Annotated in this window: 23 protein-coding genes; 10 read left to right on the top strand and 13 right to left on the bottom strand. The window is 63.8% G+C overall.

The window, feature by feature from the left end:
• Window positions 1-514: 514 nt before the first annotated feature.
• From gspD to gspG, 5 genes are read right to left on the bottom strand one after another with little or no spacing between them, the layout of a single operon-like run.
• Window positions 515-2815, bottom strand: coding sequence for a type II secretion system secretin GspD (gene gspD / locus ACLH0H_RS23610; protein WP_411379860.1), 2301 nt, complete (start codon window positions 2813-2815; stop codon window positions 515-517).
• Window positions 2812-3324, bottom strand: coding sequence for a type II secretion system protein GspM (gene gspM, locus ACLH0H_RS23605; RefSeq protein WP_411379859.1), 513 nt, complete (start codon window positions 3322-3324; stop codon window positions 2812-2814). Before gspM ends, gspD begins: the two co-directional genes overlap by 4 nt.
• Window positions 3317-4375: a type II secretion system protein GspL gene (gspL, locus tag ACLH0H_RS23600; protein WP_411379858.1), complete on the bottom strand. Its 1059-nt coding sequence runs from the start codon at window positions 4373-4375 to the stop codon at window positions 3317-3319. The genes gspM and gspL overlap by 8 nt, the downstream gene beginning before the upstream one ends.
• Window positions 4372-5241 carry a type II secretion system minor pseudopilin GspK gene (gspK, locus tag ACLH0H_RS23595; RefSeq protein WP_411379857.1) on the bottom strand — a complete coding sequence of 290 codons (870 nt, stop codon included), beginning with the start codon at window positions 5239-5241 and terminating at the stop codon, window positions 4372-4374. Before gspK ends, gspL begins: the two co-directional genes overlap by 4 nt.
• Before the next feature lie 8 nt (window positions 5242-5249).
• Entirely contained in the window at window positions 5250-5699 is a 450-nt protein-coding gene (gene gspG / locus ACLH0H_RS23590; RefSeq protein WP_076954293.1) for a type II secretion system major pseudopilin GspG, read from the bottom strand.
• Window positions 5700-5846: 147 nt separating this feature from the next.
• On the opposite strand from gspG, the gene gspI reads away from it, so the two are divergent.
• The gene (gene gspI / locus ACLH0H_RS23585) at window positions 5847-6212 is read left to right on the top strand and encodes a type II secretion system minor pseudopilin GspI (protein ID WP_049708806.1); all 366 of its coding nucleotides are present in this window, start codon (window positions 5847-5849) and stop codon (window positions 6210-6212) included.
• Here the strand turns inward: gspI and ACLH0H_RS23580 are convergent.
• Window positions 6199-6630 carry a type II secretion system protein N gene (locus ACLH0H_RS23580; RefSeq protein WP_076954295.1) on the bottom strand — a complete coding sequence of 144 codons (432 nt, stop codon included), beginning with the start codon at window positions 6628-6630 and terminating at the stop codon, window positions 6199-6201. The two genes, gspI and ACLH0H_RS23580, sit on opposite strands and share 14 nt — an antisense overlap.
• A gap of 93 nt (window positions 6631-6723) precedes the next feature.
• Here ACLH0H_RS23580 and gspH point away from each other — a divergent pair, with 93 nt between their 5' ends.
• Entirely contained in the window at window positions 6724-7176 is a 453-nt protein-coding gene (gene gspH / locus ACLH0H_RS23575; protein WP_411379856.1) for a type II secretion system minor pseudopilin GspH, read from the top strand.
• Window positions 7173-7769, top strand: coding sequence for a type II secretion system protein GspJ (locus ACLH0H_RS23570; protein ID WP_411379855.1), 597 nt, complete (start codon window positions 7173-7175; stop codon window positions 7767-7769). Before gspH ends, ACLH0H_RS23570 begins: the two co-directional genes overlap by 4 nt.
• 1 nt (window position 7770) lies before the next feature.
• Here ACLH0H_RS23570 and ACLH0H_RS23565 read toward each other — a convergent pair whose 3' ends face one another.
• Genes ACLH0H_RS23565 through ACLH0H_RS23555 form a run of 3 tightly spaced genes read right to left on the bottom strand, consistent with a single transcriptional unit; the run spans window position 7771 to window position 9921 of the window.
• The gene (locus ACLH0H_RS23565) at window positions 7771-8697 is read right to left on the bottom strand and encodes a FecR family protein (protein WP_411379854.1); all 927 of its coding nucleotides are present in this window, start codon (window positions 8695-8697) and stop codon (window positions 7771-7773) included.
• A 37-nt stretch (window positions 8698-8734) separates the two neighbouring features.
• Entirely contained in the window at window positions 8735-9280 is a 546-nt protein-coding gene (locus ACLH0H_RS23560; protein ID WP_076954299.1) for a sigma-70 family RNA polymerase sigma factor, read from the bottom strand.
• The gene (locus ACLH0H_RS23555) at window positions 9277-9921 is read right to left on the bottom strand and encodes a TonB family protein (protein WP_411379853.1); all 645 of its coding nucleotides are present in this window, start codon (window positions 9919-9921) and stop codon (window positions 9277-9279) included. The genes ACLH0H_RS23560 and ACLH0H_RS23555 overlap by 4 nt, the downstream gene beginning before the upstream one ends.
• Before the next feature lie 216 nt (window positions 9922-10137).
• Here ACLH0H_RS23555 and ACLH0H_RS23550 point away from each other — a divergent pair, with 216 nt between their 5' ends.
• Both ACLH0H_RS23550 and ACLH0H_RS23545 read left to right on the top strand, forming a co-directional pair.
• Window positions 10138-10437: a hypothetical protein gene (locus ACLH0H_RS23550; protein WP_411379852.1), complete on the top strand. Its 300-nt coding sequence runs from the start codon at window positions 10138-10140 to the stop codon at window positions 10435-10437.
• Window positions 10438-10483: 46 nt separating this feature from the next.
• Complete coding sequence (locus tag ACLH0H_RS23545) at window positions 10484-10807, top strand: SMEK domain-containing protein (RefSeq protein ID WP_411379851.1); 324 nt, start codon at window positions 10484-10486, stop codon at window positions 10805-10807.
• A 1014-nt stretch (window positions 10808-11821) separates the two neighbouring features.
• Here the strand turns inward: ACLH0H_RS23545 and ACLH0H_RS23540 are convergent.
• Complete coding sequence (locus ACLH0H_RS23540) at window positions 11822-12889, bottom strand: NAD(P)-dependent alcohol dehydrogenase (protein ID WP_411379850.1); 1068 nt, start codon at window positions 12887-12889, stop codon at window positions 11822-11824.
• Between the two features lie 148 nt (window positions 12890-13037).
• On the opposite strand from ACLH0H_RS23540, the gene ACLH0H_RS23535 reads away from it, so the two are divergent.
• The 3 genes from ACLH0H_RS23535 (at window position 13038) to ACLH0H_RS23525 (ending at window position 16228) form a co-directional block, all read left to right on the top strand.
• A complete protein-coding gene (locus tag ACLH0H_RS23535) occupies window positions 13038-13934 on the top strand; it encodes a VOC family protein (protein ID WP_186690427.1) in 897 nt (298 codons plus the stop codon).
• Complete coding sequence (locus ACLH0H_RS23530) at window positions 13931-15322, top strand: alginate export family protein (protein ID WP_411379849.1); 1392 nt, start codon at window positions 13931-13933, stop codon at window positions 15320-15322. The genes ACLH0H_RS23535 and ACLH0H_RS23530 overlap by 4 nt, the downstream gene beginning before the upstream one ends.
• Before the next feature lie 87 nt (window positions 15323-15409).
• Window positions 15410-16228, top strand: coding sequence for an alpha/beta fold hydrolase (locus ACLH0H_RS23525; protein WP_411379848.1), 819 nt, complete (start codon window positions 15410-15412; stop codon window positions 16226-16228).
• A 55-nt stretch (window positions 16229-16283) separates the two neighbouring features.
• Here ACLH0H_RS23525 and ACLH0H_RS23520 read toward each other — a convergent pair whose 3' ends face one another.
• Together ACLH0H_RS23520 and ACLH0H_RS23515 are read right to left on the bottom strand one after the other, a co-directional pair.
• Window positions 16284-16670: a DoxX family protein gene (locus tag ACLH0H_RS23520; protein WP_411379847.1), complete on the bottom strand. Its 387-nt coding sequence runs from the start codon at window positions 16668-16670 to the stop codon at window positions 16284-16286.
• Window positions 16671-16747: 77 nt separating this feature from the next.
• Complete coding sequence (locus tag ACLH0H_RS23515; protein WP_411379846.1) at window positions 16748-17623, bottom strand: LysR family transcriptional regulator; 876 nt, start codon at window positions 17621-17623, stop codon at window positions 16748-16750.
• Between the two features lie 111 nt (window positions 17624-17734).
• Between ACLH0H_RS23515 and ACLH0H_RS23510 the strand changes: the two genes are divergently transcribed.
• Complete coding sequence (locus tag ACLH0H_RS23510) at window positions 17735-18967, top strand: YbfB/YjiJ family MFS transporter (protein WP_411379845.1); 1233 nt, start codon at window positions 17735-17737, stop codon at window positions 18965-18967.
• Window positions 18964-19962: an NAD(P)H-quinone oxidoreductase gene (locus tag ACLH0H_RS23505; protein ID WP_411379844.1), complete on the top strand. Its 999-nt coding sequence runs from the start codon at window positions 18964-18966 to the stop codon at window positions 19960-19962. Before ACLH0H_RS23510 ends, ACLH0H_RS23505 begins: the two co-directional genes overlap by 4 nt.
• A gap of 140 nt (window positions 19963-20102) precedes the next feature.
• Here the strand turns inward: ACLH0H_RS23505 and ACLH0H_RS23500 are convergent, their stop codons facing one another.
• Window positions 20103-21230 (bottom strand): alkene reductase, encoded by a 1128-nt coding sequence (locus tag ACLH0H_RS23500; RefSeq protein WP_411379843.1) that lies wholly within the window; start codon window positions 21228-21230, stop codon window positions 20103-20105.
• Between the last annotated feature and the right edge of the window lie 70 nt (window positions 21231-21300).

Raw genomic sequence — 21300 nt, 5'->3', positions numbered from 1 at the left:
CGGCCTGACAGCCGGCTTGAGTGGTGGAGATCAAAAGCATTTTTTTGTGTACCGCAAATTGCTTTTCTGTGGGAGCTGGCTTGTCGGATCGCCGCAGCGCTGCGATGCAGGCACCTCGGTTCATCAGGTACACCGCGTTGATGCCTTCGCAGGCAAGCCAGCTCCCACATTTGACCGAGTTCGACAGTAAGATACCGGTCGGCTCTAAGGCCGCCGCGCTCTGCTTTTGCTTTTGCTTTTGATCTTCGGCGCCCCGTAAAACCACGCTGGCCGAACGCAGGCTTGAATCCGTGGGTAACCCGGCAGGACGCCGGGTTAGCCGCCCCGCGCCATGGATGGCGCGTGGCGGCGGCCCACGGATTCAAGCCTGCGTTCGGGCACACCGAGCCTAAGCGAGGTGCCGAGTGGTGGGGCGAAGGCCTTTTGCTTACTTTTGGGCCTTTCCAAAAGTGAGCCGCTGTAAGAGCGGAACCATAAGCGGCCGTTACCGAAGAAACGGATATGTACCCGGCGATCACTGCGGCACCGCCCGAATCACCGCCCGAGGCCCCTGCTGCCCAGGAATCGCCTTCTCCACCGACGGCAACTGCGGCGCCTGCACATCCGGCATCGCCCAACTGCGCTCCGGCTGCAAGCCACCCTGGGCCCGGCGCATGAACTCATAGCGGTTCAACGTAATACTGCGCCCCGCTCCACTGTCGCGAATAATGTAGGGCCGCAAAAACACCATCAGGTTGGTCTTGCTCACACTGCGCTTCTCATTGCGAAACAGCGCGCCCAACCCCGGGATATCCGCCAACCAAGGCACCGCGTCATTGCTCTGGCTGTACCCGTCCTGCAGCAACCCGCCGAGCACCATGATCTGCCCGTCATCCAACAAAATACTGGTATCAATCGCACGCTTGTTGGTCACCGTGCCCGCCGTCACCGAAGCACGCTCATCGACGGTGCTGACCTCCTGGTAGATATCCAGCTTCACCGTGCCACCCTCGGATATCTGCGGTCGAACATTCAGCTTGAGACCCACCTCTTCACGCTGCACGGTCTGGAACGGGTTGTTGCTGGTACCTCCGCCTCCGGTCACATAACTGCCGGTGACAAACGGAATGGTCTGCCCCACGAAAATGCTCGCCGCCTCGTTGTCCAGGGTCAGCAGGTTCGGCGTGGACAGCACGTTGGTGCCGCCCTTGCTCTTCAACGCACGGGCCAACACCTTGAGGTCGAGCACCTTGCCGATACCGGGAATATCCACGGTGCCGTTGACCAACCCGATGTTCAGGCCCTTGGGCAGCACATCAATACTGGTCGGGCTGGCGGGCGTGCCGACCACGCCGCTGCCGCCGAGGTTCACGCCGCCGAACGCGCCCTTGCCCGCCAGGTTGCCGGCCTGCCATTGCACACCGAACTCGGTGGCATCGTCTTCGTTGACTTCCACGATCAGGCTTTCGATCACCACCTGGGCGCGGCGCTGGTCGAGCATGTCGATGACTTCGCGCAGGTTGCGGTACAGCGGGTCCGGCGCGGAGATCAGCAAGGTGTTGGTGGTGGCGTCGGCCTGGATGGTCACGCCGCCGGCACTGAACGCGGTGTCCTGGTCATTGGCGGTTTTGCCATTGCCGGTGGCGCTGCTCGAACCGGCGGTTTGCCCATAGCCTGGCTGCACGCCGCTGCCGGTCGGTGTCCCCGTGCTGTTCTGGGTGTTGTTCGCGCCCTGGCTGTTTTTGTCATTGCCGCCCATGGCGCTGAGCTTGCCACGGGCATCGTCACTCACGCCCGAATCACTCTCGCCCGTGAGCAGCCCGCGCAGCGACTGGGCCAGTTTGCCGGCCTGGGCGTTGCGCAGGTACACCACGTGCATGTTGCTGGGGTTGCTCTGGGCGTTGTCGAGTTTGTAGATCAGGTTGCGCGCCAGCTCGGTGCGCTCCGGGCTGCCGGAACGGATGATGACGGCGTTGGAACGCGGGTCGCCGATCACGTTGATCTTCTGGGTCTGGTCGGCGCCCTGGGTTTCCAGCAGCTCGGAGACCATGGCGGCGATGTCCACGGCGATGCCGTTCTGCACCATCACCACGTCGGTGTCGATGGCACTGGGGGTGTCGATGCCATTGATGATCTGCGCCACCCGCGCGAGGTTTTCCGCATAGTCAGTGATGACAATGCTGTTGTTGCCGGGGTAGGCATTGATCGGGTTGTTCGGCGATACGATGGGGCGCAGTACCGGGATCAGGTTCACCGCGTTTTCGTATTGCAGGCGAAAGGTGCGGGTCTGCATGCCGCTGCTGCCGGCGCTGTAGATCGGCCCGCCGAGCAACTTGGCATCGGCCTCGGGCACCACCTGGGCCACGCCGCCCACATCCACCACGCTGAAGCCCTGCATGCGCAACGCCGCCAGCAGCATGTCGTAGGCCTGGTGCGCCGGCACCTGCCCTTCGCTGACCAGGGTGAGGTTGCCTTTCACGCGTGGGTCCACCAGAAATTGCTGCCCGGTGGCGCGGGACAGCGCGCGCACCACGGCCTGGATATCCGCATCGACAAAATTGAGCTGCACCGGCTGGTCACCCAGCGGGTTGCGCGCCTTGACGGCCGCCGGGGCATGGCCGCGCGCGGTGTCGGTGATCCGGTGCTGTACGGGAGGTCTGGGCAGGCGTTCACCTTGGCGGTCCAGCACCGTCTCGGCGCTGCGGCGAGTCTCCGCCAGGGGTTGGCCAAGCTCACTGTCCACCAGCAATGGCGTGGTTGACGGGTTGCTGCACGCACTCAGGGCCAGCACCAGCAACGGCGCGACCAGGCGAAACGGGGGGACTGACCACTTCATGAAGCTTCCTTAGCGCCAAGCGCCTGATCCATGCGAACGGTCCCGGACACAGTGCCGGCCGAGCTGTCGACGGCATCCATCGCGCGCTGCAAACGCGCTTCGGACACCTCCAGGGAAAACGAACGGGGATTGCCCAGCAGCCAGCCCACTACCGCATCGGCCGGGGCGTTGTCGAACGTCAACCGCCAGCCGCCGGGTTCCAGCGCCTGCAATTGGTAATGCCCTTTGAGGCCGGCGTTATCCAGGGCCTGGCGCAGCGCGGTTTCGTCGCCCTGTCTGGGCGCGGCGACGCCCTGCAACAGCACCTGCAGGGCTTCGGCCTGGGCGCGCAGCTTGGGGGTTTCAGCCTGCCAGTAATCGATCTTCTTCAACGCCGGTTGCACCAGCACCAGCCAGGTCAGCAGGCCCGCCAGAATCAGACCGGCGCCGCTGAGCAGGCGTTTTTCGCGCAGGGCCAGGCCGCTCCAGAACACCTGGGCCTGGCTGCGCAGTCGCTGGACTTTATTCATCGTCGGCACCCGTTTTTTCCGCGGCCTGCGCCGGCCCAATCACCCAGGCCTGCTCATCGCGGCTGGCCGTGAAGCCGGCCTGGGCCAACGCCGCCTGCCATTCGCCCTCGGCTTTCGGGCTGCGACTGTCGGCCACCAATTCAACCCGCAAGCGCCCCTGTTCAAAGCTCAAGTTGGCGACGCTACCGACCATGAACGGCAGGTTGCTGCCCGCCAGTTGCATCAGGCTGGTAAAGCGCTGACCGGGGTCTGCGGCAGCGCCGCTCTGGCGGGCGGCCAATTGCTGGCGGGCCTGCTGCAAAGGGTTGAGCACCACCGGCAATTCGGGAAACGCCTGGCGCACCTGCTGGCTCATCAACGCCTTGAGCCGTTGGCCCTCGTCCACTTGGCGTGCGGCATAAAGGTTGAGGCCCACAACCCAAATGGCCGTGGCCAGCGCCACACAGGCCAGTGCCCGGGCCCATCCGCCGGTCGAGGGTTGGCTGAGATGGCCGTGCAACCCCCACGCGGGCAACGGCCCACTCCAGCGCTGTGCCGCGTCCACCCGCTGCACATCCAGCGTCTGCGCGCCCAAGGGGTGCACCGCGCCTTGTTGCGGGCTCTCGCGTGTCAGCAGATAGCCGTCGTCCAACGCAGCAGCGCCCAGCGGCAAGGCAAAGGGCGCCGGGTACAGGCCGCGCAGTTTGAGCGGCATCCGGGCCAGCCGCTCCAACCCGGCCTTAGGCACCCAGGCCACCTGCACGCGTCCATCGCTTTCACGCGGGCCGTGGGCCACGTGCAGGTGTTCCACCGGGCCAAGGATCAACGCCTGGGCGGCGCAGGCCACGGCGGCAGCGGTTTTCGCGGCAGGTAACGGCGGCAGCTCCAGGCTGGTGAGCAGGCTGTCACGCGGGTGCAGGAAACACTCCACTGCCTGACGGGGCTTACCCAACTGCGCCAGGCTTGCATAACCCTCTTCAATGACCACGCCACGGTCCAACCAGGCAAATTTGACCTGGCTCTCGGCGCTCAATTGATCCAGCGGCGGCAAGCCAATGCGCAGGCGTTTCATACGCCCACCCGCGACCAGATCACGCGCGGTTCGCGGTCTTCGGGACGATGCAACAACGCATCAACCGTCACCCGTCGCTGTTCACGGCGCGCCTGGCCCTGCAGGCGGAACCACTCGCTGGTGATGCCCACCTGCACCGAGTCCACGTTTATCTGGGGCAAGCGCAGGCGGTTGACGAAATCCCCCCGGTTGATAAACCACTGCCCTCTGTCACGCTCGGCCACCAGCCCGTGGGCCTGGGCCAGGCTGAGCTGCGGCACCACCGCGCTGAGCACTTCGGCGCTGGCGGTATTGCCATTGACCCAGGTAGGGCCGGGCAACACGCTGATGTACGCCTGCATGCGTTGCAACACAACGGGGTCCAGGCCCTCGATTCCGCTCAAGTCATCCAGGCTGCGCAGCATCGGGTATTTGGCGGACGGCTCATAAGAACCGATCACGCGCTGGCTGATCCGCCGGCTCACCGCCGGGTCGACGCCAATCAGCCGGCACAGGCGCTCAAAGCTTTGCAATTGCTCGGTATCCACCTGCTGGAGATTGACCAGGTTGCGCAGGTTGAACTTGCCCTGCTCGTCCTCGATCCGCCCCGCAAACGCGCCGACTTGAGCGCGCGCCCAAGGTTGATCGAGGCGGGTCAGCACGTCCTTGCGGCGTGCGTCCCAGAGCATCTGCCGGCTTTGTTCGAGGCCGCCTTGCAACAGCCATTGACCCTGGATGCGTAACTGCTCGGCCTCCAGGCTGCGGGTGAACACGCTCTGGCGCGTGAGCATGGCCCCGGCCAATACCGCCACCACCGCCGCGATCAGCAAGGCGCTGATAATCGCCATGCCGCGCTGCTTCGCCACTGGGGGCGAATACCCTTTCATGGCGGGCCTTAGAGCTGCCAGGAGCCGATATCGGCATTCACGCCATCGCCGTCCGGCTGGCCGTCGGCGCCGAGGGAGAACACGTCCACTTCACCGTTGGCGCCCGGGTTGAGGTAGTGATAGGGGTGGCCCCACGGATCGTTGGGCAGGCGGTCGAGGTAGGCGCGCCAGTTGGTGTTCTTCGCATCCGCCGGGCGCTCCACCAACACCTTCAAACCCTGGTTCATGTTCGGGTAACTGCCGTGGTCCAGGCGGTAGAGTTTCAACGCCTGCATCAACCCGCCGATGTCCTGCTTGGCCGCGGTGGCGCGCGCCTGGTCCGGCCGATCAAGGACCTTGGGCACCACCATCGCGGCGAGGATCCCGAGGATGACCACCACCACCATGATCTCGATCAAAGTGAAGCCACGTTGCCCGCGAGGGCCTGGCAGCGGTGACGTTAGGCGTGCGATATCCATCTCGACATTCCTTGGCTTGAGTGCAATGGGGGCGCAGTGTTGCAAGAACACATGTCAGTCGTATTGAAAATGCTCGGGAGTTTCGGTCGCCAATCGGTCAACTGCCGGCGCTAGTCTGCGGGCCTGTTTCCCGGCTTTGAGAGCGCCATGTACGGCCGTCGCAAGGAGCAAGGTTTTACCCTGATCGAGGTGCTGGTGGCGCTGGCGATCATTGCCGTGGCCATGGCCGCCGCCGTGCGCGTGGCCGGGCTGATGGCCCAGAGCAACGGCCTGCTGCGCGACAAATCCATCGCGCTGCTGGCGGCGCAGAGTCGCCTGGCGGAGCTACGCCTGGAGGGCCACCTGCGCAGCGGCAAGAAGACCTTCGAGTGCGATCAAGGCCGCCTGAAACTGCGCTGCGAACAGACCATCAACGCCGATGGCCGCCTGTTTCAGGTCAACCTGCAGGTGCTTGACGCCAGCCGCGAAGCACCGCCCCTGGCGCGCCTGGACACCCAGGTCATGGCCGAGTGAGCAGTGGCAGCGCCGGCCCCTGCGGCAACTTTTCGAGGTTGACGCGCAGCTTCTCGCCGCCGCGTTCTATCTCTACCCCATCGCCTTCGATGGCGGTCAGCCGCACGCCGGGGCTGAGGCGCTCGCCCAACAGGAAACTGCGCGGCGGCCCATCGTTAAGGCTGAGGATCGCCACCGCGCCACGCGCGCCCGCCAGCACGCCGGTCACTTTGACTTGCAGCGCCGTCGGCGCGTTGGAAAACCATTGCAGCGCCGGGTTATCGCTGCGCGCCGCCAATGCCTGGGGCGTGGCGCTGGGGGTGTGGGACTCGGCGCTGGTGAGCAGCAGCGGCATCCACACCGCCGCGCCCGCCAAGGCCGCCAGCACACCCAGCGCCTGCACGCCGTGGGCCAGGGTGAAACGAGGGGCGAATGTCATGGGCAGGACCTCCTGTTTGTCCGTCGCACCAGCCTACAGGGTCAATTCGCACGCTTTTATTTCACACACTCCCCAGTTTCCAGGGAACGCGCGATGAAACAGCAAGGCTTCACTCTGATCGAACTAATGGTGGTGCTGGTGATCATCGGCATCGCCAGCGCCGCCATCAGCCTCACCATCAAGCCCGACCCGCTGCACCTGCTGCGCAAGGATGCCGAGCGCCTGAGCCAACTGCTGCAAGTCGCCCAGGCCGAAGCCCACGCCGACGGCCGCCCTATTACCTGGCGCGCCGACGCCAAGGGCTTTCGCTTCAACCGCCGCAGTGATGATGGAACGAGCGTGGAAGCCTTCCAGGGCGACAGCCAACTGCGCCCGCGCCTATGGGAAAGCACACCGATGCAAGTCACTGTCGAACCCCGGCAAACCCTGGTGCTCAACGCCGAATGGATCAACCCACCGCTGCGGGTGGTGTTGTCCGACGGGCAACACAGCCTCAGCCTGCGCCGCGACGCCGCCGGCCTGATGCGCGTGGAAGCCCTGCCATGAACCGGTCCCAGCAAGGCTTCACCCTGATCGAAGTGATGGTGGCGATCATGCTGATGGCGCTGGTCAGCCTGATCGCCTGGCGCGGCCTCGACAGCGTGACCCGCGCCGACCAGCACCTGCAGGCCAGTACCGAGCAGACCGAGGTATTGCTGCGCGCGCTGAACCAGATGCAGCGCGATATCAGCTTGCGGGCCAGCATTGAACTGACGGCCCCGGATGCACCGAGCGACGAGGGATTGGCGGCGGTCACGGTGCGCAGTTCCGACAGCAAGGGCTTTCGCCTGGATGTGATCCGCAGCGCCCCGGTTGCCGGGGACGGGCTGCAACGGGTGCGCTGGTGGCTCAAGGGCGATTCGCTGTATCGGGCAGCCGCGCCGGCACGCGACCGGTTTCCGCTGCCGGCGGCGAAAGACGCAGTGGTGGTGCTGACGGGGGTCAGCGACTTGCAGGTGCGCGTATGGGAGACGGACAAGGGCTGGCGGCAGTTGAGTGGCAATCGGCGTGAAGATCCAACGGGGCTGGAGATCAAGCTGGTACGACAGACGCCACAGGGGGTGGAAAAGTATCGGCAGGTGGTGGGGCCGTTAAAGTGAGTCAACTCAACAACACCACCCCACCCGGCAACTCCGTACATTTGGCGCCATACGCATCGCGAATCAACAACGCCACGCCCGCCAGTTGCTGCAAGCTGAACCGCGCCTGCACCCGGCGCTGGCCAAGTTGTTTATTCAACAACACCAGCATCCCCGGCCGATAGCGGTTGATCTCATCCACCACCGTCGCCAGCGTGGCGTTGTTGAACACCAGCACCTGTTCACGCCAGGCCACCACGGCCTGGGTGTCCACCGTGGTCACTTCACTGACTCCGGTAGCGCCATAGGTCAGTTGCCGTCCACCGTCCAGACGCACACTGCGACCGGCAATGTCCACCGACAGCGAACCTTCGATGCAGGTCACGCAGACATTTTGGTCGGTGTTGCGCACATTGAAGCGCGCCTGGGCCGCGCTCACCCAGCCCGCGCCGGCCTGGACCCTGAGCGGTTGCGCAACGTGGGCGACGACCTCGACTTCACCTTCGAACAATTCAATGCCCTGCCCGACCCGGCTGATGCGCGTCTGGGTATTGAGTTCCAGGCTCACGCCCTCGCTCAACCGCACTTGGCGCTGCTCGCCGACCTCGGTGCGGTAGTCAGCCGTAAGCCCGGCAAAGCCGCCCGGCACGCCGACGCGCACCATCACTACGGCCGCCGAGGCGGCAATCGCACCGCCCAGGAAGGCACGCCGGCCGAAGCTGCGCGGTTGCGACATTTGATCGAGGGCCGGCGCCAACTGCTTCCACAACATCTTGGCCTGCTCGAACGCCTGGGCATGCTCCGGGCTTTGGGCGCACCAGGCTTTCAGGGCCTTGGCATCGGCCACGGTGGCCCGGCCCGACGTCAGCAGGACCAGCCAATCGCGGGCCTCATCATGCAGGGGGCTGGCGGCGGATGGCCGGACGGTGGAGAGGTTAAAGATATTCAAGCGCGCACATACTCACGGATTTATCAGGGACTCGACACTAAGACGGTTTTCCGGCCCCGGGACCGAACCGCTGAATCACTTTTCTTTCCAGGCGCTTGGCACAATGGCCCAGGGCGGCCTTGATTTCCTTCTCGACCATGCGCGTTGAAATGCCGAAGCGCTGGGAGATTTCCAGGTGTGGCGCTTCTTCCAGGCGGGCGGCGATGAGGATCTTGCGGCGGCGTGCCGGCAGTTCGTAGAGCGCCTTGACCAGGGATTGGATTTCTTTCTGGCCACCCACTACCCGCGAGGGGTCCTGGGCTTCGTCGGCGCTTTGCAGCAGCTCTTGCACTTCGCTGCCGGTGAGCAGGCGCGCGTCGGCCTGACGGCGGTCGGCAGCGATATTCAAGGCCATGCGATACAGGTAGGCATTGGGCTGTTGCAGGTTCGCCGGCACGTCCATGCGATCGACCCGCAGGTAGGTTTCGTGTAGCACGTCGTTGGCCAGGTCTTCCGAGCCCAGGCGCTTGCGCAAACGCACCTTGAAGTCTTCGTAGGAGGCCAGGAACAAGCTGACCATCGGACTGTGCCCGGTATTTTTCATCCGCCCCAGGCTCCTTTTGCTGCTGTGCATTCCATGCGTGTTCCCGTTGTGTCAGGCATCAGAAGTAAAGTCACCGGTTGACGCAGTGAGCTCGGCGCCGGGCGTTCCACCCGTGCCGTTGCCAGGCTGCGTACCAGTGCTTCATCGCGTTGTTCATCGCCGGTGGAACTGACCAGCCGGCTGTGTTCTATCACCCCGTCCGGGTTCACCCAAACCTGCACCAGCGCCCGGAAACTGCCGGGGCGGGTCAAGGGGGAACGGCACAGGCTGGTCTCGATCGCTTGCTGCAACGCCGTCGCGTAGCTGTTGTTGATCCGCGCGGCGTTGCGAGCCGCCGCGCCCTTGGTGGGAGGCGGCTGGCTGAGCTGCGGCGCCTGCAAAGTGAACGCATCGCTGCGTGCATAACGTGCCATCAGGCCACTCCCTGTCAGCAACATCGTCAGTGCTTCTTGCGCCGTAAAACGCCCGCGCACCCCAATGGAGCGCCGGCCCCGCGTCAATTCGCGGTCCACCAGCACCGCCATCCCGGTGGCGCTGCTGTAGGCTTGCAGGGCGTGTTCCAGATCTTGCGCCGGCAAATCCAAGGTCAACAACGGCGACTCTGCCTGCGCCGCACGGCCGCCAGCCAGCAGCAACAGCAAGACCAGGGCGCATGCGGCGCGCCTCCACACTCCCCATTCACCCCCTGCTCTGCATTGCTGCACGGCCGACGCGCCCTAGAAAACCGTCATCCTGAGGCCAGTTTATGAATCTGATGTTACGGTGATAGCAAAAAAAACATCACGGTGACGAGAGGCCCGCTGCGCTAGACTTTCAAGCCTTACCGGGCCACTCCTACGGGCCCGCCAGGAGGCCCGATGAACCTGTTCCCGACCCTTGCCAGCTTGACGCTGTGCGCCGCCCTGCCCTTGCTCGCCCACGCCGACAGCTGCGCCGAAGTCACGGTGGATGGGTATAAGGCACCCAACTATGGTTGCCTGAGCCAGCAGATGGGCAATGACACAAACGCGACCAAGGCCGCCAGCAAAAACCGCGAAGCGCAAAACATCCCCATCGAGAAACGGCCGCCGAACGCGGTGGGTTTATCCACCCCGGCGGCGACCAGTGTGCGCATGGGCAACACGTTCGGTACGTCGGTGAAGCCGCAGCGGCCCTGACGGATCAAGCGCCGCGGGCCCGCTGGGTGAGTGTGGACTTATAGGCATGGCTTTTGGGCTTTCACGCCTGACAAACTGCGCGCTCACTTTGCAGCGGCACGGCTCGCCATGGATCACACGCATAACGCTCGCAACACGCAACACGCAACTTGACCGCTTGTCCCTGGCACTGGCCGTCTTCAAGCATTACATCGAGATCAAAAACAAGGACCTGCTCCAGGACAACAACCGGCTGGCAGAATCGTTGATCGCAGACTTGATGTCGTATTTGTGTGGATGGGGCCATTTCAAAGACCTCAACGAGCAAAACCTTCATCACCCCGCCATCGACCTATTGTCCGAAGATGGCACGGGAGCTGTCGAGCTTTAGCGAGGCTGCGAAAGCGGTGGGTCAGGCGACGAACATGCCAGCAATGCCGCCGCCTTCGCAGCCTCGCTGGGGCTCGACAGCTCCCACAGTTGAGCTGTGGTGCTGCTGATATTGCGCCCGCCGCTAGACCGCAAATCCAGCGTACACAGCCAATCCCCTGTGGGAGCTGTCGAGCTTTAGCGAGGCTGCGAGAGGGGAGTGTCAGGCGATGAAAATGCCAGCAGTACCGCCGCTTTCGCAGCCTCGCTGGGGCTCGACAGCTCCCATAGTTGAGCTGCGGTGCTGCTGAAAAGGGCGCCAGTCGCCACACCGCAAATCCAACCCACAAAAGCCGGTCCCCTGTGGGAGCTGTCGAGCTTTAGCGAGGCTGCGAAAGCGGTGGGTCAGGCGACGAACATGCCAGCAGTACCGCCGCCTTCGCAGCCTCGCTGGGGCTCGACAGCTCCCACAGTTGAGTTGCGGTGCTGCTGATATTGCGCCCGCCGCTAGACCGCAAATCCAGCGTACACAGCCAATCCCCTGTGGGAGCTGTCGAGCTTTAGCGAGGCTGCGAAAGCGGAGTGTCAGTCGATGAAAATGCCAGCAGTACCGCCGCTTTCGCAGCCTCGCTGGGGCTCGACAGCTCCCACATTTGAACTGAGATGCTGCTGAAAATGGCGTCAGCCGCAACACCGCAAGTCCAACTTGCCACAGCCAATCCCCTGTGGGAGCTGTCGAGCCCCAGCGAGGCTGCGAAAGCGGTGTGTCAGGCGAAGAAAATGCCAGCAATGCCGCCGCCTTCGCAGCCTCGCCGGGGCTCGACAGCTCCCACAGTTGAGTTGCGGTGCTGCTGATATTGCGCCCGCCGCTAAACCGCAAATCCAGCGTACACAGCCGATCCCCGGTGGGAGCTGTCGAGCTTTAGCGAGGCTGCGAAAGCGGTGGGTCAGGCGATGAACATGCCAGCATGTACCGCCGCCTTCACAGCCTCGCCGGGGCTCGACAGCTCCCCATAGGGCAGTGCCGCTCGTGCGATCACGCGACCTGGCTTTCCTTTTTCAAACTGTCCATATCAATCACAAACCGGTACTTCACATCACCCTTGAGCATGCGCTCATACGCTTCGTTGATGCCTTGGATATCGATCATCTCAATATCCGAAACAATCCCATGTCTGGCACAGAAATCGAGCATGTCCTGGGTCTCCTGGATACCGCCGATCAACGAACCCGCCAGGCTGCGGCGTTTGAAGATCAGGTTGAACACCGTTGGCGACGGGTGCGGGCTGTCGGGTGCGCCGACCAGGGTCATGGTGCCGTCGCGCTTGAGCAGGTTGAGGAAGGCGTCGAGGTCGTGGGGCGCGGCGACGGTGTTGAGGATGAAGTCCAGGCTGTTGGCGACCTTGGCCATTTCGTCCGGGTTCTTCGACACCACCACTTGATCGGCGCCCAGGCGCAGGCCGTCTTCGCGCTTGTTGGGCGAGGTGGTGAATAACGTGACATGGGCACCCATGGCATGGGCAATTTTCACCGCCATATGGCCGAGGCCACCGAGGCCGACCACACCGACTTTCTTGCCGGGGCCCACCTTCCAGTGATGCAGCGGCGAATACGTGGTGATGCCCGCGCACAGCAGCGGCGCCACGGCGGCCAGGTTGGCGTCGTCGTGGGAGATGCGCAGTACGAACTTCTCCTTGACCACGATGCTGTCGGAGTAGCCGCCGAAAGTGTTTTCACCGCCGAACACCGGACCGTTGTAGGTGCCGGTAAAGCCGTTCTCGCAATATTGCTCTTCGCCTTCGGCGCAAGACGCACACTGTTGGCAGCTGTCGACCATGCAACCCACGCCAGCCAAATCACCGACCTTGAACTTGCTGACATTGCTGCCTACCGCCGTGACGCGACCGACGATCTCGTGGCCGGGCACGCTGGGATACAGGGTGTTGTTCCACTCGTTGCGCACGGTGTGCAGGTCGGAGTGACAGACACCGCAATAGAGAATATCGATCTGTACGTCGTCCGCCCCCGGCGCGCGGCGCTCGAAGGTGAAAGGCTTGAGGGAATCCTTGGCGTTCTGGGCGGCGTAGCTGTAAGTCTTGGCCATTTCGTTCACCTGTGAAATCGGATGCTGGAAGTCAGATGACCGGCCTGGACGCTGAATCGTTCAATCAAGCACGCCTGTACAATTCGCCCCGCTGGCGCATCCCTAAGCTCACGGCTTTCGATCCTAGGCATAGCGCTGGAGAGTAAGCATGTGTAAACGCGTAATTAAGGTTTCCCTGGCCCTGACCTTGCTGGCCGGGCAGATCATGGGCAGCGCATTCGCCGCAACACCCGCGGTGGCCGTGGCGCCGCAATACGACACCAGCCACGTCTACGTCGCGCCGGCCGATGTCGACCGCTTTGCCCAGAGTTTCCTGGCGACCTTTGGTGGCAAAAGCACCGCCCAAGTGGTGGTGAATGTGCTGCCGGTGCCGAGCAGCACCACCTCGCAATTGCTGCAGACCCCGGCCGGCACGGTGTCGCTGTTTGGTTTCAGCACGCCGATCCCGCACCCGTTCGGCCAGGAGCGCAATGGCTACCTGGTCAAGGACATGGACGTCGCGCTCAAGGCCGCCCGTGAAAACGGTGCGGCGGTGATCGTCAGCGATTTCCCCGACCCGATCGGGCGTGATGCGGTGGTGCAGTGGCCGGGCGGTGTGAACATGCAGCTCTACTGGCACACCAAGACCCCGGATTACGCGGCGTTCCAGACCGTGCCGGAAAACCGCGTGTACCTCAGCGCAGACCGTGCCGACGCCTTTATCAAAGCCTTTATGGGCTTTTCCCACGGCAAAGTCCTGGCCGATGACAAGCACGCCCCTGGCGTCGATATCGGCCAAGCCGGCGGCAGCTATCGCCGTGTCGACATCGAGTCGCCGTTCGGGCGCATGGCGGTGCTGGTCACCAACGGTCAACTGCCCTACCCGTTCGGCCACGAGACCACCGGTTACCAAGTGGCTGACCTGACGGCCACCCTGGGCAAGGCCACCGGCTCCGGCGCCAAAGTGCTGGTGCCCGCCTTCGACAGCAAAGGCCGGCGCAGCGCATTGGTCGAGTTCCCGGGCGGCTACGTCGCGGAAATTCATCAGCTCAACGCGGCAAAATGAAGCGTCGCGCAGGCTTGAGCCTGGCCGTGCTGTGGCCGCTGCTCGCCGGCAGCGTCCACGCCGACGCGCAAGCGACACGCCCGGCGATCAAGGCCAACCGTTGGCAGGAAGACTGGTCGGCGCTGCAAAACCCGGCGCTGCGCACGCAACCGTTGGACAACTTGAAGTACATCCCGCTGTCGAGTGCCGACCCGTTCACCTATCTGTCCCTGGGCGCGACGTTACGCGAGCGCTTCGAGATGAACGATGCCAGTGGTTTCGGCGTACGCGACGTGAAGCGCGATCGCTACCTGATCCAGCGTTTCCAGGTGCATGCCGACCTGCATCTGACCCGGAACTGGCGGGTGTTCACCCAACTCGAAGACGTGCGCGCCTACGACAAAACCACGATTGGCGGCGCCGACCAGAACCGCGTCGACCTGCGCCTGGCCTTTGCCGAGTACGTCAATGCCTTCAGCAGCGGCACGCTGAAGGCACGCGTCGGGCGCCAGGATTTCGCCTTCGACCTGCAGCGCTTCATCTCATCGCGGGACGGCCCGAATGTGCGGCAATCCTTCGATGCGCTGTGGGCCGACTGGGAAACCTCCAACTGGCGCTTCATCGGCATTGCCAGCCAGCCGGTGCAGTATCAGGACGAACGGCATTTCGACGACAAGTCCAACAGCGACGCGCGCTTTCACCTGGTGCGGGTCGAGCGCCTGGTGGGTGGCAAGAACGAACTGTCGGCCTACTACGGCGTGTATGAGCGCAGCGCCGCGCACTACCTGGACGCGGACGGCGACGAGACTCGCCACCTGTTCGACGCCCGTCTGGGCGGCGCGGCCATGGGCTTTGATTGGGACGTCGAAGCGATGTTGCAAAGCGGTTCGGTGGGCAGCAAGGACATTCGCGCCTGGGCCGGCGGCAGTCGTACCGGCTACACCTTCGACAGCCTGGCCTGGAAACCGCGCGTGGGCCTGCAACTGGACATCGCCTCGGGTGACCGTAAGGCAGGAGATGGCAGCGTCGGCACGTTCAACCCGCTGTTCCCCAATGGCTACTACTTTTCCCTGGCGGGCTACACCGGCTACAGCAACCTGATTCACGTCAAGCCCTCGATCACCGTCAAGCCGATCGATAAGCTCAGCGTGCAAACCGCCATCGGCTTGCTCTGGCGCCAGACCACCGAGGATGCCGTGTACACCCAGCCCAACCTGCCAGTGGCCGCAACGGCGGGCCAGGGTGATCGCTGGACCGGTGCCTACGCACAACTGCGCACCGACTATGTGTTCAGCCCCAACCTCACCGGCGCCGTCGAAGCCGTGCACTACGACGTCGGCCAGACCCTGCGCGACGCCGGTGGTGATGACAGCAATTACCTGGGGGTCGAGCTTAAATTCAGTTGGTGACCCCAACCAAGCACACCCATACAAGCCCGGCGTACGCTTTACACCAATAGTGACGCTGAGTTTTCCCCGCTACCCAAGGAGTTTTCCATGAGCACATTTGTTGCCAAAGACGGTACCCAGATCTACTTCAAGGACTGGGGCAGCGGTAAGCCCGTGCTGTTCAGCCACGGCTGGCCGCTGGATGCCGACATGTGGGAATACCAGATGGAATACCTGAGCAGCCGCGGCTTTCGCACCATCGCGTTCGACCGTCGTGGTTTCGGCCGCTCGGACCAGCCGTGGACCGGTAACGACTACGACACATTCGCCGACGACATCGCGCAGTTGATCGAACACCTGGACCTCCAGGAAGTGACCCTGGTGGGCTTCTCCATGGGCGGCGGCGACGTGGCCCGCTACATCGCACGCCATGGCAGCGCCCGTGTCGCCGGCCTGGTGCTGCTGGGCGCGGTCACGCCGCTGTTCGGGCAGAAACCGGACTACCCGCAGGGCGTGCCGACAGAAGTGTTCGACGGCATCAAGGCCGGGCTGTTGAAGGACCGTGCGCAGTTCATTGCTGACTTCAACACGCCGTTCTTCGGCATCAACAAGGGCCAGAAAGTCTCCGAAGGCGTGCTGACGCAAACCCTGCAGATCGCGATGCTGGCCTCGCTCAAGTCGACGGTGGATTGCGTCACCGCCTTCTCCGAGACCGACTTCCGCCCGGACATGGCCACAATCGACATCCCGACCCTGGTCATTCACGGTGACGGCGACCAGATCGTACCGTTCGAGACCACCGGCAAAGCGGCGGCCGCTTCAATCAAGGGCGCCGAGCTGAAAGTCTACAAGGATGCACCGCACGGTTTCGCCGTGACCCATGCCCAGGCCCTGAATGAAGACCTGCTGGCATTCCTCAACCGCTGAAAACCCTGCACCACCCTCTCCTTATTTCGGCCGGGCTTGCCCGGCCTTTTTTTGTTCAGGAGAAACGCGAGCTGACCACCAGGCGACCTGGCCCGCTGATCAGCAACGTGGTGAAGATAATCAGCAGTAACCAGCCGAACTGCCCTTCGAACAGCGTCCATTCCGGGTGCACCACAATCAAGGCGACCAGCAGCACGCTGAGGATCGGCAAGCACGCCAGGCGCACCAGCACCCCGGCAATGATCAGCAGCGGGCACAGCACTTCGGCAAAGATCGCCAGCCACAGCGTGATGTGGGCACCCAAATGAAAAGGGTCCTCGATCAGCGTCAGTTGTTCGCTGTAATCGATTAATTTGGGCAACCCGTGCACCCACAGCAGGAACAGCGCCCCGCTGCCCCGCAAAAACAACAGCCCCAGGTCCTGACTTCTTGATTCGTTCATAGGTGCTCTCGGTTGGTTGACACACACCTCGATTGTGTCGACAGCGCTCCACGCACGCTTGCAAGCCTGTGCTGACCTCACTCCTGCGTGCCGGCAAACGCCGCGACGATTTCATCGATCACCACCCGCACCCGCGCGGTATGGCGCAGGTCGGCGTGGGTCACCAGCCACACGTCATACGGCAGCGGCCGGGTGCGTTCCGGCCACAGACGCACCAGCCCGTCGCGTTCACCGGTGTACACCGGGATTTCCCCGACGCCAATGCCGGCGGCGATGGCACGGCGCACCAGCAGGCTGGAACTCAAGGCCGCGACAATGCGCCCGCGGCCCACGGGCTCGCAGGCCAGCGCCAGGTCTTTGTGGCTTTGCAGGTAGGGCTGGTAGACCACCAGGTCGTGGCCCTCGAACAGGCTGCCAGGTTCGGGCACGCCGTGACGGTCGATGTAGCGCTGTGCGGCAAACAGCCCCACCGGCCAGCGGGCGATGCGTCGGGCGATCAGGTCGGGGTTGTCCGGACGCTGGTTGCGCACCGCGATGTCGGCCTCGCGCTTGGCCAGGCTGAGGATCTGGGTAGAGGCGTCCAGTTGCACGCGCACGTCAGGGTGCTTGTCGTACAGGTGGGCAATGGCCGGGATCAGGAAATCGATGGCCAGGGAGTCGGTGGTGCTGACCCGTACGGTGCCGGTCAGGCGGTCGTCCAGGCCCTGGATCTGGCGCTCCAGGTCGAGGGCTGAGCGCTCCATCTTTTCCACCGAGAGCAAGGCGGCTTCGCCTAAGGCGGTGAGCGCGTAGCCCTCGGAAGTGCGCAGGAACAATGTGGCACCCAGGGATTTTTCCAAGGCGTTGATCCGTCGGCCCACCGTGGCCTGATCCACCCCCAGCACCCGCGCGGCGCCCCGCAGCGTGGATTCACGGCACACCGCCAGGAACATCCGCGCATCGTCCCAATTCATAAGTTTCCCCAGTGCTGCATATATGCATCGTTGTGACGCTAAATCGCAGCATTATTGCATCAATGAACGTAGCTATGCTGGCCACCAGAGAAAAATTTCAGGAAAGCCACCATGTTTGACACCCCCGCTCCATCGCGCAGCGCAGTCTGGCTGCCCATCTTCGCCGGCCTGTGCGCCAGCCTGGTCAGCATTGGCCTGGCACGGTTCGCCTACACGCCGTTGATTCCGTCCCTGATCCAGGCCCAGTGGTTTTCGGCCAGTGACGTGGTTTACCTCGGTGCCGCCAACCTGGTGGGTTACCTGATCGGCGCGCTGATCGGCCGACCCATCGCCCAGCGCACCTCTAACAGGACCGCGCTGCGCATCATGATGGTGGCGGTGACCCTGGCGTTCTTCGCCTGTGGCTTCCCACTGTCGGTGCTGTGGTTTTTCGCCTGGCGCCTGCTGTCGGGGATTGCCGGGGGCGCGATCATGGTTCTGGTGGCCGCCACCGTGCTGCCCCATGTTCCGGCGGCACGCCGGGGCCTGGCCAGCGGCGCGATCTTCCTCGGCATCGGCCTGGGCATCGCCGGCTCCGGCACGCTAGTGCCGCCACTGTTGAGCCTGGGCTTGCAGCAGACCTGGGTTGGCCTGGGCCTGTTGGCGCTGGTATTGACGGCTGCCAGTTGGTTTGCCTGGCCCGACGGCACGCCTCATCAGGCACCGGCACCTGCGCACGTTTCAGCGCGCACCCCCTCCGGCGTGTACCTGCTGTTTGCTCAATACGCCTTCATGGCGGCGGGCCTGGTGCCGGCGATGGTGTTCCTGGTGGACTACGTGGCCCGTGGCCTGGGCGACGGCGCGCACATTGGCGCAATGATCTGGGTGATGTACGGCCTGGGCGCGATTGTGGGGCCGGTGACCTACGGCTTTCTTGCGGATAAACTCGGCGCCCGCCAGAGTATCCGTTGGGTGCTGGTGGTGCAGGCGATAGCGCTCGGCCTGTTGCCGTTCGCCGGCTCGTTCGCCGCGTTGGCGGTGCTGGCGGTGATTCTCGGTTCCTTCCCGCCGGGCATCGTGCCCCTGGCGCTGGCGCGGGTGCATGAACTGCTGCCCGACCATCACCAGCAACAGGTGGCGTGGAGCCGCGCCACAGTTTCCTTTGCCACGTTCCAGGCACTGTCCGGGTTCGCCTACTCGGTGCTGTTCAACAGCAGCGGCGGCCAGCACGCGTTGCTGTTCATGATCGCGGCCGGCGCCATCGTGGTCGCCCTGGCCCTGGAATGGGGCATGATTGCGCTGAACCGCCGGCCGCTCGACACGGTCCCAACCCATACGCTCATCGCTGCAGGTAATCTGAAATGACGCTTCCACAAGAAATGACCCAGATCGAAATCACCACCCCCGGCGGCCCCGAAGTGCTGCAACCACGCCGGGCCGATGTGCCGGTGGCGGGCCCCCGCGAAATCCTGATCCGCGTGCACGCCGCCGGGGTCAACCGCCCTGACGCCTTGCAGCGCGCCGGCAAATACCCGATGAAACCCGGCATGAACCCGCTTCCAGGCCTGGAAGTGGCCGGTGAAGTGGTGGCGCTGGGCGATGGCGTGAGCGAATACGCTATCGGCGACAAAGTCTGCGCCCTGACCAATGGCGGCGGCTACGCGCAATTCTGCAGCGTGCCGGCCAGCCAGGCCCTGCCGATCCCCGAGGGCATGGACTGGATCCAGGCCGCCGCCGTGCCGGAAACCTTCTTCACCGTATGGGCCAACCTGTTCGGCCTCGGCGGTGCGCGCACCGGCCAACGCGTATTGATCCACGGCGGCACCAGCGGCATCGGTACGACCGCCTTGATGCTGTGCCGCGAGTTCGGCATCCAGGCCTTCGCCACCGCCGGCAGTGCCGACAAGTGCGCGGCGATTGCCGGGTTGGGTGCCGAGCCGATCAATTACCGTGAGCAGGACTTTGCCGAGGTCATCGCCCAGAAAACCGATGCCAAGGGCGTGGATGTGATCCTGGATATCATGGGAGCCTCCTACCTGAACAACAACCTCAAGGCCCTGGGCATGGACGGGCATTTGGTGATGATCGGTTTCCTCGGTGGCGGCAAAGCCAATGATGTGGACCTGCTGAGCATCCTGGGCAAACGTGCCGTGATCACCGGCTCGCTGCTGCGCGCGCGCACCAGGGAAGAAAAAGCAGCGATTGCCGACCAACTGCGCGAGTACGTGTGGCCGGTACTGACAGCCGGGCGCTGCCTGCCGATCATCGACAAAGTGTACGAATACACCGACGCCGCCCAGGCCCATGCACGGATGGAGGGTGGCGATCATATCGGCAAGATTGTGTTGCGGGTCAGTTGATCCGAAGGCAATACAAATCAAATGTGGGAGCGGGCTTGCTCGCGAATGCGGTGTGTCAGACCTGAATGAGTTGACTGACACGCCGCTTTCGCGAGCAAGCCCGCTCCCACATTGACCGGCTTTGCTTTCAGGATCTGTTTCTACTGCTCGGCGTATACCGGGTAATCGGTGTAGCCCTCTATACCGCCCCCATACATCCCTTCCGTGCGCAGCGGGTTCAGCGGCCAGCCGTTGAATATCCGCTGTGGCAGGTCCGGGTTGGCAATGAACGGCCGCCCGAACGCAATCAAGTCCGCCAGCCCTGCTTCTACCAGTTGAGCGCCGCGCTCGGCGGTGTAGCGGCCGGCGTAGATGATCCGCCCGCTGAAGGTCTCGCGCACCGCGCGGCGGAACGATTCGGGCAGCACCGGGGCGTTATCCCAGTCGGCTTCGGCGATGGACACATAGGCGATGCCGGACGCTTGCAGCACCTTGATCGCTTCGATGTAGGTGTGGTGCGGGTCTTCTTCCACCAGGCCGATGTACACCCGGTCCTGGTCGGTGCCACTGAACAACGGTGAAAACCGCACGCCCAGACGCTCCGGCCCCACGACGGCCGTCACGGCTTCAACGATCTCGCGCAGGAAACGCAGGCGGTTTTCCAGGGAGCCGCCATATTGATCATCGCGCTGGTTGGCGTGGGCCGAGATGAACTGGTTGACCAGGTAACCGTTCGCCGAGTGGATTTCCACCCCATCAAACCCCGCATCCAGCGCATTGCGTGCCGCCTGTGCGTAGTGCTCGATCAACTCCTCGATCTCGAGGACGCTCAGTGCACGCGGCACTGGCGGCTGCTTCAGCTCACCCGCACCTGGCGCGGTTTCGATAAAGGCCTTGGCCTGCAGCGCCTGGATCGCAGAAGGTGCAACCGGCGCAGCGCCGTCAGGCTGCAAGGCGTTATGTGACACCCGGCCGACGTGCCACAGTTGGGCAAAGATCACTCCGCCTTCGGCATGCACCGCGTCGGTGACTTTGCGCCAGCCGTCGATCTGCGCCGGGCTGTAAATGCCCGGCGTCCACGCATAACCCTGGCCACGCGGTTCAATCTGCGTGCCCTCACTGACCATGAAACCGGCACTGGCACGCTGGCGGTAATACTCGGCCATCAAGTCGGTGGCGATATCGCCGGGCTGGGCGCTGCGCTGGCGCGTCAACGGCGGCAGCACGATACGGTTGTCGAGTGTGTGGTGACCCAGTTTTACCGGGGTGCTTAAAATAGGCTTTTTCATCTAAGGTTTTCCAAATGGCGGACGCGCTGAAGCATTGGCGACTTATGCAAGTCGCCAATGAATCAAGCGG

Origin of the sequence: Pseudomonas sp. MPB26 (assembly GCF_046605355.1) — a bacterium.
Lineage (GTDB): Bacteria > Pseudomonadota > Gammaproteobacteria > Pseudomonadales > Pseudomonadaceae > Aquipseudomonas > Aquipseudomonas cedrina.
The sequence above is the reverse complement of the archived record's forward strand: the minus strand, read 5'-3'. Positions and strand labels throughout refer to the sequence as shown.